Annotated in this window: 12 protein-coding genes; 6 read left to right on the forward strand and 6 right to left on the reverse strand. The window is 72.6% G+C overall.

The window, feature by feature from the left end; all coding sequences use genetic code 11:
• Positions 1–57: 57 nt before the first annotated feature.
• Positions 58–735 carry a Crp/Fnr family transcriptional regulator gene (locus tag AC4BGB_RS21470; protein ID WP_490549087.1) on the forward strand — a complete coding sequence of 226 codons (678 nt, stop codon included), beginning with the start codon at positions 58–60 and terminating at the stop codon, positions 733–735.
• A 13-nt stretch (positions 736–748) separates the two neighbouring features.
• Here AC4BGB_RS21470 and AC4BGB_RS21475 read toward each other — a convergent pair whose 3' ends face one another.
• The 5 genes from AC4BGB_RS21475 to sp36 form a co-directional block, all read right to left on the reverse strand.
• Positions 749–1861 carry an endonuclease/exonuclease/phosphatase family protein gene (locus AC4BGB_RS21475; protein WP_490549088.1) on the reverse strand — a complete coding sequence of 371 codons (1113 nt, stop codon included), beginning with the start codon at positions 1859–1861 and terminating at the stop codon, positions 749–751.
• 72 nt (positions 1862–1933) lie between these two features.
• The gene (locus tag AC4BGB_RS21480) at positions 1934–2773 is read right to left on the reverse strand and encodes an MBL fold metallo-hydrolase (RefSeq protein WP_490549089.1); all 840 of its coding nucleotides are present in this window, start codon (positions 2771–2773) and stop codon (positions 1934–1936) included.
• Positions 2770–3624, reverse strand: a complete 855-nt coding sequence (locus AC4BGB_RS21485) for an NUDIX hydrolase (RefSeq protein ID WP_490549091.1) — start codon at positions 3622–3624, stop codon at positions 2770–2772. Before AC4BGB_RS21485 ends, AC4BGB_RS21480 begins: the two co-directional genes overlap by 4 nt.
• Before the next feature lie 4 nt (positions 3625–3628).
• Positions 3629–4087, reverse strand: coding sequence for a RidA family protein (locus tag AC4BGB_RS21490; RefSeq protein WP_490549093.1), 459 nt, complete (start codon positions 4085–4087; stop codon positions 3629–3631).
• A gap of 49 nt (positions 4088–4136) precedes the next feature.
• Complete coding sequence (gene sp36 / locus AC4BGB_RS21495; RefSeq protein ID WP_490549095.1) at positions 4137–4292, reverse strand: Sp36 family protein; 156 nt, start codon at positions 4290–4292, stop codon at positions 4137–4139.
• Positions 4293–4341: 49 nt separating this feature from the next.
• Between sp36 and AC4BGB_RS21500 the strand changes: the two genes are divergently transcribed.
• From AC4BGB_RS21500 to AC4BGB_RS21520, 5 genes are all read left to right on the forward strand, one after another.
• The gene (locus AC4BGB_RS21500; RefSeq protein WP_490549096.1) at positions 4342–5049 is read left to right on the forward strand and encodes an alpha/beta hydrolase; all 708 of its coding nucleotides are present in this window, start codon (positions 4342–4344) and stop codon (positions 5047–5049) included.
• Positions 5050–5058: 9 nt separating this feature from the next.
• Positions 5059–6276 (forward strand): sensor histidine kinase, encoded by a 1218-nt coding sequence (locus tag AC4BGB_RS21505; protein ID WP_490549097.1) that lies wholly within the window; start codon positions 5059–5061, stop codon positions 6274–6276.
• A 56-nt stretch (positions 6277–6332) separates the two neighbouring features.
• On the forward strand, positions 6333–7013 hold the full coding sequence (locus tag AC4BGB_RS21510) for a response regulator (RefSeq protein ID WP_490549104.1): 681 nt from the start codon (positions 6333–6335) through the stop codon (positions 7011–7013).
• A gap of 140 nt (positions 7014–7153) precedes the next feature.
• Positions 7154–7897, forward strand: a complete 744-nt coding sequence (locus AC4BGB_RS21515) for an ABC transporter ATP-binding protein (protein ID WP_490549098.1) — start codon at positions 7154–7156, stop codon at positions 7895–7897.
• Positions 7897–10350, forward strand: coding sequence for an ABC transporter permease (locus tag AC4BGB_RS21520; protein WP_490549100.1), 2454 nt, complete (start codon positions 7897–7899; stop codon positions 10348–10350). The genes AC4BGB_RS21515 and AC4BGB_RS21520 overlap by 1 nt, the downstream gene beginning before the upstream one ends.
• A gap of 21 nt (positions 10351–10371) precedes the next feature.
• On the opposite strand, the gene AC4BGB_RS21525 is transcribed toward AC4BGB_RS21520, so the two are convergent.
• Positions 10372–11007: a CoA transferase subunit B gene (locus AC4BGB_RS21525; protein WP_490549101.1), complete on the reverse strand. Its 636-nt coding sequence runs from the start codon at positions 11005–11007 to the stop codon at positions 10372–10374.
• Positions 11008–11108: the final 101 nt, after the last annotated feature.

An 11108-nucleotide genomic window follows, 5' to 3' on the forward strand; every position in this document is an offset into this window, starting at 1 on the left:
CTGTGAAGTGAAACACGCGCACGTGTTGACTCGTGCGGAGAAGTGAAGGGACATCACGTGGATAACGACGTACTCCGGCAGGCGCCGCTGTTCAGTGCTCTCGACGACGAAGCGGCAGCCGCGCTTCGCGCCTCGATGGGCGAGAACAGGCTCCGTCGCGGAGAGGTGCTGTTCCATGAGGGAGACCCGGGCGACCGGCTCTACATCGTCACCGAGGGCAAGGTGAAGCTCGGGCGGACCTCCGCGGACGGCCGCGAGAACCTGCTGGCGATCCTCGGCCCCGGCCAGATGTTCGGCGAGCTCTCGCTCTTCGACCCCGGCCCCCGCTCCGCGACCGTCACGGCGGTCACCGAGACCTCGTTCCTCTCGCTCTCCCACGACGACCTGCTCAAGTGGCTCGAGGGTCGCCCCGGCGTCTCGCTGGGCCTGCTGACCCAGCTGGCCGGACGGCTGCGCAAGACCAACGAGGTCGTCGCGGACCTGGTCTTCTCCGACGTCCCGGGCCGTGTCGCCAAGGCGCTGCTCGACCTCGCGGACCGGTTCGGCCGAACCGCCGACGACGGCGTGCACGTGCACCACGACCTCACCCAGGAGGAGCTCGCCCAGCTGGTGGGCGCCTCCCGCGAGACCGTGAACAAGGCGCTGGCCGACTTCGCCTCGCGCGGCTGGCTGCGCCTGGAGCCCCGCTCGGTGGTCATCCACGACCTCGAGCGGATGCGGCGCCGGGCGCGCTGACCGGAGCTTCGGCTCAGGGAGCGACGGGCGCGGATCCCGGCGGCGTGTAGGCGTTCTTGAACTTCAGCGCGTCGATGAGCACCTCGCTGACGATCACCGGGTGGTCCGTCGTACGCCGGACCAGCGGGCTGCGGTCCACCGTGTAGCCGCTGAACACCACCCCGGGGCTGCCCATCAGCCAGTCGATCTGGATCGGCCGCGGCGGCCGGCACGCACCGTCGTTGCTGCCTCCGGCCGCGGCGATCAGCGGCGTCGCCCCGGTGACCTGGCAGAAGAACTCCTCGCGCTCGTTCATGTCACCGGTGACGAACTGCGGGATGCCGGTCTGCTCGAGGCTGTTGAACAGCGCGATCTCGCGGCGGGTGGCCTCGTTGCGGAACCGCTGCTGGTTGCCGAAGCGCGGGATCGAGGCCGGGTTGTGGAAGGTCGAGAAGTACGCCGAGATGCCGGTCTGCTTGTGCCGGAGCAGCACGTAGGGCATCGGCCGGTTGCGGCCGTTGAAGTACGGGATCGGCACCGTGGCCGGCTTGACCAGGTCCCAGACCGCGGTGTCCCACGCGACCGAGTTCTCGCCCCCGTCCGCGGCGTTCCCGGGGTACATCGCCCACTGCGGGGCGCGGGCGGCGAAGGCGGAGCGCTGGCTGCCCTGGAACTCCTGGAAGCCGACCACGCTCACGCCGTGGGTCGCCAGGAGCTGGATCGCCCCGTTGATCCGTTGCGGCCCGGAGGCCATCTGGGGGGCCTTGCCACCGGGCGCGGTGTGTGAGGCGCCGAGCAGGTTGAAGCTCGCCATCTTGAACTGCACCACCGGTGGCAGCGGCAGGGGCGCAGGACGCGGCGGCGCGGGGTTGACGTCGACAGGCTTGCGCTCCTGCGCCGGCGCGATGGTCGCGCTGTAGGTCGCCGCGGGGGCAGGGGCGCTCGCGGAGGGATCCGCCGAGGCGCTCGGGCTCGGAGAGGCGCTGATGCCCGGGATCTGGGTGGGCAGCGGCCGCGGCGACGCCTTGGTCGCCGTGACCTCCGGCTCCCTGCCCATCCCGAGGTCTCCACGGGCCCACAGGAAGCCGACACCCCAGACGGTGCCGAGCACCATCACCAAGGCCGCCATCCCCCACTTGTCCCGCACAGTCGCAAGGTATCTCGGCCGGCCACGGCGCGTTCGGCTATTGCGGGATTCTGGACGGCCTCACGGGAGCGGTCAGCCGCGGTCGGCGAGGTAGGCCAGCTGCGCCCGCACCGAGAGCTCGGCGGCGCCCCACAGGACCGGATCGACGTCGGCGTAGACGACCTCGACCACCCGCCGTGGGAGCTCGTCGACGGCCAGGCCCTCAGGATGCGGCTGCTCGCGCAGGTCGGCCACCGCGGACTCCACCTGCGCCAGGCGCTGCGCGCGGTGCGAGATGTAGTGGTCCAGGGCGCCCAGCGCGTCCTCGATCACCGGGCCGTGGCCGGGCCAGATCCGGCCGACCTCGCGGGACTGCGCCAACGCGTGCAGCCGGTCCAGCGAGTCCAGGTAGGCCCCCAGCTGGCCGTCGGGGTGCGCCACCACCGTGGTGCCGCGGCCGAGCACGGTGTCACCGGTGAGCACGGCGCCCTCGGCAGGCACCACGAAGGACAGCGAGTCGGCAGTGTGCCCGGGGGTGGCCACGACGTGCACCTCGAGCCCGTCGACCTCCACGACGTCGCCGTCGCCCAGTCCCTCGGAGCCGAGGCGGTACTCCGGGTCCAGGGCGCGTACGCCGCAGCCCATCCGCTCGGCGAACTCACGGGCTGCCTCGGAGTGGTCGAGGTGGTGGTGGGTCAGGAGGACCACCCCGACCCGACCCGCCTGCTCGGCCACCGCGTCGAGGTGGGCGAGGTCGCTGGGACCGGGGTCGATCACCACCGACCGGGCGGCCCCGGGCTCGCGCAGCACCCAGGTGTTGGTGCCGTCGAGGGTCATCATGTCGGCGTTGGGGGCCAGCACGCAGTGCGCCCGCTCACCGAAGGACCCACCGGTCCAGGCGCCCGTCCCGCCCGTCCCGTTGCCCGGGCTCATCCGCGGGCCGCCAGGATCTCCTCGAAGCGCGGCGGGACCGAGAGCGTCCCGCCGTCCTCGTCCTCCTCGACCTCGGGCGTGTACATCTCCACGCGCCGGTCGCCGGCCGCGTCGAGCACCTCGGCCGGGTCGGCGTACTGCCCCACCTCGAGGCAGGTCAGGTAGGTCGGCGGCAGCATCATCAGCTGCTCCTGCTCCACCTCGGCCACCGCCTGCATCGCCGGCAGCCACGTGACCTGGTCGGACTCGGTGGAGACGTCGCGGGTCAGCTGGCCCTCGGGGAGGTCGGCGACGAAGAACCAGGTCCGGTAGCGGCGTGGCTCGAAGATCGGGGTCAGCCAGGCTCCCCAGACCCCGAGGAGGTCGGTACGCAGCACCAGGCCGCGCCGCTCCATGAAGTCGGTGAACGAGAGCTCGCGGGCCTCCAGCGCAGCGCGGTCGGCCTCCCAGTCGGCGCCGGTGGTGTCCGCGACGACCGTGTCGGCCGACTCCCCGGCGAGCAGCACCCCCGACTCCTCGAAGGTCTCGCGGACCGCGGCGCACACCAGCGCCCGGGCGGTCGCCTCGTCGGTGCCGAGCTGGTCCGCCCAGGCCTGCGGGGCCGGACCGGCCCAGGCGACGGCGTGGTCGAAGTCCCGCGGGTCGACGCCGCCGCCGGGGAAGACGCACATCCCGCCGGCGAAGGCCATCGAGGTCTGCCGACGGAGCAGGTAGACCTCGGGACCGTCCGGACCCGGTCGGAGCAGCACGACCGTGGCCGCGTTGCGCGGCTCGGCCGGTTCCCGGGTGCCGTCGGCGTACGCCCTGGCGTCCTCGATGAGCTGGGGAGGGAGCCTGACCCGGACCGGCACGACCTCAGACCTCCACGAGGAGCTCGACCTCGACCGGGGCGTCCAGCGGGAGCACCGAGACGCCCACCGCGGAGCGGGCGTGCCGCCCGGCCTCGCCGAAGACCTCGCCGAGCAGCTCGGAGACACCGTTGGCCACCTGCGGCTGCGCGGTGAAGTCGGAGGTGGAGGCGACGAACACGACCACCTTGACGACGCGCTTGATCTCGGAGAGCTCCCCGACGAGCGCGCGGATCGCCGCGAGCGCGTTCAGCCCGCACTGGCGGGCGCACTCGACGGCCTCCTCCTCGCTGACCTCGCCACCGACCTTGCCGGTGAGCATCAGCTCGCCGTCGCGCATCGGCAGCTGGCCGGAGGTGTGCACGTACTGGCCGGTGCGCACCGCCGGGACGTACGCCGCCACCGGCTTGGCCACCTCCGGCACGCTGAGCCCGAGGTCGGCCAGCCGCTCCTCGGGGGTGCTCATACGGGGTCCCCGGCGAAGCAGGAGCGCAGCGAGTGCTTTGTCGGGGTGTTCATGCCAGCGGACGCTTGAAGTAGGCGACGAGGTTCTCCGGGTTCATCCCGGGCACCATCTGGACGAGCTCCCACCCGTCGGCGCCGAAGTTGTCGAGGATCTGCTTGGTCGCGTGCACCAGCACAGGGGCAGTCATGTATTCCCACTTGGTCATGCCCGCCACCCTAGGGTGCGGGCCACGCGCTCGCACTACGGTGGCGCTCATGCTGCCTGACGCGACCGTGCGGTACGCCGAGCACGACGACGCCGTGATCGACCTGCACCTGCCAGACTCCCCGCCCTCGGGGTTCCTCGTCCTGGTCCACGGGGGGTTCTGGAAGGCGGCCTACGACCGGCGCCACACCCGGCCGATGGCGCGGGCCCTCGCGGATGCCGGCTGGCTGGTGGCCACGCCGGAGTACCGCCGGGTCGGCATCGGCGGTGGCTGGCCGGTGACCGCGACCGACGTCGAGCTCGCGGTCGGACGGCTGCCGTCGCTGCTCGCGGGTCTCGACCTGCCCACCGGCCCCCTCACGGTGGCCGGCCACTCCGCCGGTGGCCACCTCGCGCTCTGGCTCGCGACCACGACGCTGCCCGTCGCGCACGTCGTGGCCCTGGCCCCGGTGTGCGACCTGCGCGAGGCCGCCCGACTGGGCCTGGGCAGCGACGCGACCCAGGCCTTCCTCGACGGCGCCGACCCCGCCCCGGCCGACCCGATGACCCTGTTCGCGGAGCGGCCCGCCGCCGAGGTCACGATCGTGCACGGCGACCAGGACGAGGATGTCCCCGTCGGGCTCAGCCGCGGCTTCGCCGCCGCCCATCCCTGGGTCCGGCTCCGCGAGCTCGCGGGTGTCGGCCACATGGAGCTGATCGACCCGGACTCGGCTGCGTGGCGCACCGTCTCCGAGGAGCTCGCCCGCACGGCGGCATAGGGTCCGGTCATGGCCCAGACCGCGTTCGCCGACGAGGCCAGGGGACCCTGGTCGCGGTGGCAGGGAGTCGCGTTCGACGTGACGCTCGTGGCCGTGCTGCTGCTCGCGGTGCTGGTCAGCCTGTCCCTGGACAGCCGCGGCCCCGGTGACGCCGTGAGCGCCGCCGCCTTCTCGGCGGCGCAGGTGCTGCCGCTGCTGGTCCGTCGGGTGCGACCGGCGGTCTGCGTGTGGCTCGTCGCCCTCCTCACGCTCGCCCAGCTGCCCTGGACCGACATCTTCGGCGTCGGCCAGCTCGCCGTCCCGGTCGCGGTCTACTCAGCCGCAGCCTTCGGCTCCGCCAGAACCGGGCGCGCTGCCCTCGTCCTCGGCCTGGTGGGGTCCGTGATCGGCCCCGTCGACTGGGGATACAGGAGTGGCGGCCTCGAGTCGATGCTCAGCGCTGCGGTCCTGTGTGCGCTGGTGGTCATCACCGCCTGGGCGATCGGCATGCTCGGCCGCACCCGGCACGCGTACGTCGGGGAGCTGATCCAGCGCGGCATCCGGCTGGAGCGCGAGACCGCCCAGCAGGCGATGCTGGCCGCCTCCGACGAGCGCGCCCGGATCGCCCGGGAGATGCACGACGTCGTCGCGCACGGGATCTCGGTGATGGTGGTCCAGGCCGACGGCGCCCGCTACCAGCTGGAGCAGGACCCCGACCGGGCCGCCCGCGCGCTGGAGACCATCGCCGCGACCGGCCGCGAGTCGCTGCAGGAGATGCGCCGGATGCTCGGCCTGCTCCGTGCCGAGGACGCCGACACCGGCACCCGTCCCCAGCCAGGCCTCGAGGACCTGCGGTTCCTGCTCGAGCAGGACCTCGGCGACCAGGTCCAGCTGGTCGCCCGGGTGCCCGACGTGCTGCCGCCGGTCGGGCAGGGTGTCGGGCTGGCGGCGTACCGGATCGTCCAGGAGTCCCTGACCAACGTCCTCAAGCACGCCGGGCCCGGGACCCGGGTCACCGTGGAGGTCGGCGGCGACCACGGCCGGCTGGACATCGTGGTGCTCGACGACGGGCGCGGGGCCACCGCACCCGACGACCGGCGGGGGCACGGCATCGTGGGGATGCAGGAACGCACGGCGCTGCACGGCGGGACGTTCACCGCCGGACCGCGCCCCGGCGGCGGCTTCGAGGTGCGGGCGAGCCTGCCCTACGCGGAGCTCGGGGAGGCACGCGCGAGGATGCTCCCGTGAACGATCCCCTGGCCAGCACTCCCCCCGGTTCGGACCCCGGGCCCGGTCCTGGGCCGATCTCTGGGCCGGTCTCTGGGCCGATCCGCGTCTTCCTCGTCGACGACCAGTCGATGGTGCGCGCCGGCTTCCGGATGCTCGTCGAGAGCCAGCCGGACATGTCGGTGGTGGGCGAGGCCGGGGACGGCGCCGAAGCCGTCGAGGCCCTCACCCGGGCCCCGGCCGACGTCGTCCTGATGGACGTCCGGATGCCGCGGATGGACGGCGTCGAGGCCACGGCGAAGCTCACCGCCGGCGACGACGCTCCCCGGGTGATCGTTCTGACCACCTTCGACCTCGACGAGTACGCCTTCGCCGCCATCCGGGCGGGGGCCTCCGCGTTCCTGCTCAAGGACGCCACCCCACCGGTGCTGCTGGACGCGATCAGGTCGGTCCAGGCCGGCGACTCGGTGGTCGCACCCTCCACCACCCGCCGGCTGCTCGACCACTTCGCCGCCCTCCCCGCGGAGGCGCCCGTCTCCCGGACCCTGCAGGACGCCGGGCTCACCGCGCGTGAGCTCGAGGTGCTGACGCTGGTGGCCCGCGGTCGCTCGAACACCGAGATCGCGAGCGACCTCGTGGTCGCCGAGACCACCGTGAAGACCCACATCGGGCGGCTGCTCGCCAAGACCGGCGTCCGCGACCGGGTCCAGCTCGTGGTCCTCGCCTACGAGGCCGGACTGGTCGGTCCCCAGACCTGACCCTCCACCCGTGGGAGGACCCGCCCCTCCCTGGTCCACCCCTGGTCGCAGCCGAGGTCCGGCCCGCGGCCTGACGACTTCGCGGCCCCGGCTGCCTAGCGTTCGGGTCAACATCCCCGCACGCCCAGGAGGGCACTTCCATGACCGTCTCGGACACCCGTAGCGAGCTTCCCGGCACCGGCCGGGCGCCGGCGGCGCGCGCCCGCGCCCTGACCCGCACCTACGGTGAGGGCGACACCCGGGTGGAGGCGCTCGCCGGGGTCGACCTGGACATCGCCGCCGGACGGTTCACGGCGATCATGGGTCCCTCGGGTTCGGGCAAGTCGACGTTGATGCACTGCCTCGCCGGACTCGACACCCCGACCGCGGGGTCCGTCGTCGTCGGGGACACCGAGCTGTTCGGTGCCCGCTCCCGGCTCGACGACACCGCCCTGACCCTGTTCCGCCGCGACCACATCGGCTTCGTGTTCCAGGCGTTCAACCTGCTGCCCATGCTGACGGCCGGGCAGAACATCCTGCTCCCGCTTGAGCTCGCGAACCGAGAGCCCGACCGCGCCTGGCACCAGACCGTCGTGGACGTCCTCGGCATCGGAGACCGGCTCGGTCACCTGCCGGGGCAGCTCTCGGGCGGCCAGCAGCAGCGGGTCGCGGTGGCGAGGGCGCTGGTCACCCGCCCCGACATCGTCTTCGCCGACGAGCCGACCGGCAACCTGGACAGCCACACCTCCTCGGAGGTGCTGGGCTTCCTGCGCCGCTCGGTCCGCGAGCTGGGCCAGACGGTCGTGATGGTCACCCACGACTCCCGCGCGGCGGAGTACGCCGACGACGTCGTGGTGATCGAGGACGGTCGCGTCGCGTCCCGTCGTACCAACGCGGAGGCGTGATGCGCACCGTGATGCTCGCCTCGGTCCGCGTCTACGCACGCCGCTACGTGGCCGCCGTGCTGGCCGTCGTCGCCGGTGTCTCGTTCATCGTGGTCACCGCCAGCGTCTCCTCTGCGACCAAGGCCGGGATGCTGGCCGACCTGGCCACGTCGTACGGCGGGGCCGACGTGGTGGTCACCGACCTGGACAGCGAGGCCGTGACCAGGGCCCTGAGCGTCGTGGACGACCTCGGGCCTGCGGCGGTGAACGCCACCACCTACGCGCTGATGTCGGAGCAGGGACGTGCGCTGACGGCCGAGAGCCGGCTCGGGACCGTCGCCTCGGAGCCCTCGCTGCGCTGGCAGCTCCTCGAGAGCGGTCGCTACCCGGCCCGGCCCGACGAGGCCCTCGTGGACCGCGCGGCCGCGGATCGCGCCGACGTCGGGATCGGGGACGTGATCGTGCTCGGTGAGGGCGCCGACGAGGTGCCGGTCACGATCACCGGCCTTGCCGAGCACAGCACCGGTGAGCTCGCGGCGTCGCTGTACCTGACCTGGCCGGGACTGATCGGCTTCGACGACACCGCCTACACCAGGAACGTCGTCGTGGGCGGCGGGACCAGTCCGGGCGAGGTCGAAGCTGCCCTGGAGGCCGCCGGGCTCGAGCACGTCGGGAGCACCACGGTCGACGACTACCTGCAGGCCCAGGCCGCGAACATCACCCGCGACGTCGACGTGATCGCCTCGATGCTCCTCGTCTTCGCCGGCATCGCCCTGTTCGTCTCGGTGCTGGTCATCGCCAACACCTTCACCGTGCTGCTCGCGCAGCGACTGCGCGACTTCGCCCTCCTGCGCTGCGTCGGCGCCACCCGCAAGCAGGTGCTGCGCTCGGTGCGGCAGGAGGCGCTCCTGGTCGGGGTGGTCTCCGCCACCGCCGGGGTGGCGATCGGGCTCGGTCTCGGGAAGCTGGCGGTCACGCTGGTCGACCGGTTCGTGCCCGCCCTGGCCACGGGCGACGGCGGCATCTCGTGGACGTGGCTGGTGGGCTCCTGGCTGGTGGGCGTGCTGGTCACGCTGGGCGCGTCGGTCTTCCCGGCCCGTCGCAGCACCCGGATCAGCCCTCTCCAGGCGCTCAACCCGCTGGGCAGCGTCGACGTCCGCAACCGTGCGGGAGTCGTGCGTCTCGTGCTCGCGACCGCGGCGATCCTGGGGGGCACGGCGCTGTTGCTGTGGTCGATGACGGCGCACTCGCTGACCGCCATGGTCGTGGGCGGGTTCGTCTCCTTCCTCGGCGTGCTGCTGCTGGGACCCGTCCTCATCCCGGCGTGCGTGCGCGTGGCCGGGCTCGTGACCGGCCGGCTGTTCGGGGTACCCGGTCGGCTGGCCGCGTCCAACGCCGTCCGCAACCCGAGGCGTACGGCGGCCACGGCTGCGTCGCTGCTGGTCGGCACGACCCTGATGACCGGGATGGTCACCGGCATCGCCACCATCGGCGGCTCCGTCGACACCGAGATGGACGCGGAGTACCCGCTCGACGTCACGATGTCCGCCACGGTCCCGCTGCCGGGCTCGACCCTCGAGGCGGTGCGCGCCGTCGACGGCGTGACCAGGGCGGTCGCTCTCGAGGGGACGACCGCCGCTCTTGCCCAGCGCGGCAAGAGCCTCGGCGAGCTCTCGGTCCTCGGGGTCCCGGCCGATCGCGCCGTGCTGCGTGGCACCCCCGCGTTCGCCGGTGGGGACGCGGCGAAGGTCCACGTGGCGTGGGACGTGGTCGCGAACCTGGACCTCGATACCGAGCAGCCGCTCATCCTCACCGTCGAGGGGCGCCGGGTGGAGCTGGACCTCGTCGGGGCGCTCGGGGTGAAGGGGGTCGCGCTGGTCTCACCCGAGGTGCTGCGGAGCCTGGGCGGCGACGCCCTGGAGACCAGGGCGATCTGGGCACGCACCTCGGACGGCATCGACGCCGACGAGGCCATCGAGTCCCTGGGCACCCTGGCCTCGGCCCGGCAGGCCGACCTCGGCGGCGGCATGGCGAACCGCTCCTACGTGCACCTGCAGCTGCGCATCCTGGTGCTGGTGAGCATCGGGCTGCTGGCCGTGGCGCTCGTGATCGCGCTGCTGGGCATCGCCAACACGCTGGGCCTCAGCGTGCTCGAGCGGACCCGCGAGCACGCCATGCTGCGTGCGATGGGCCTGACTCGCAGGCAGCTGCGCGGCACGCTGGCGGTGGAGGCGGTGCTACTGGCGGCGGTCACCAGCGTGATCGGAGTCGTGCTCGGGTCGGCGTACGCCTTCATCGGGGTGCAGTCGATGCTCGGCGGGGTGCTCGGCGAGACCGGCGTCAACCTGCACGTGCCCGTCCTCCAGCTGCTCCTGGTGGTGGCGGGCGCCGGCGTGGCGGGGCTCGCGGCCTGCGTGCTGCCCGCGCGCAACGCCGTCCGGGTCACTCCCGCCGCAGGGCTGAGCACGATGTGACGGGGGCTTGCAACGGCCGCCTCAGAGCCGGCTGAGGACCTCGGGCTCGGTCTTCTCGCGGACCTCGTCCTCGGTGACCCCGGGGGCGAGCTCCACGAGCTCGAGACCGTTCTCGGTGACGTCGAGGACACACAGGTCGGTGATGATCCGCTCCACCACACCCCGGCCGGTGTAGGGCAGCGAGCACTCCTCGACGATCTTGTAGGACCCGTCCTTGGCGGTGTGCTCCATCAACACGATCACCCGCTTGGCGCCATGGACCAGGTCCATCGCACCACCCATCCCCTTGACCATCTTCCCCGGGATCATCCAGTTCGCGATGTCACCGGTCCTCGAGACCTGCATCGCCCCCAGGATCGCCGCATCGATCTTCCCCCCGCGGATCATCCCGAAGCTGGTCGCGGAGTCGAAGATCGAGGCCCCCGGACGCAACGTGACCGTCTCCTTGCCCGCGTTGATCAGGTCGGCGTCCTCCTCTCCCTCGACGGGGTAGGCGCCGGTGCCGAGGACACCGTTCTCGGACTGCAGCACCAGCTCCACGTCGTCCCCGACGTAGTTCGGCACCAACGTCGGCAGACCGATCCCCAGATTCACATACGACCCGTCGGCCAGCTCCGAGGCCGCCCGCGCGGCCATCTCCTCACGACTCCAGCTCATGCCGGCTCTCCCTTGGGTCGCACTGTGCGCTTCTCGATCCGCTTGTCCGCGGCCTGCTCCGGGGTCAGCTCGACCACCCGCTGCACGAACACACCCGGGGT

It is taken from the genome of Nocardioides sp. Z30_9, from assembly GCF_058215735.1.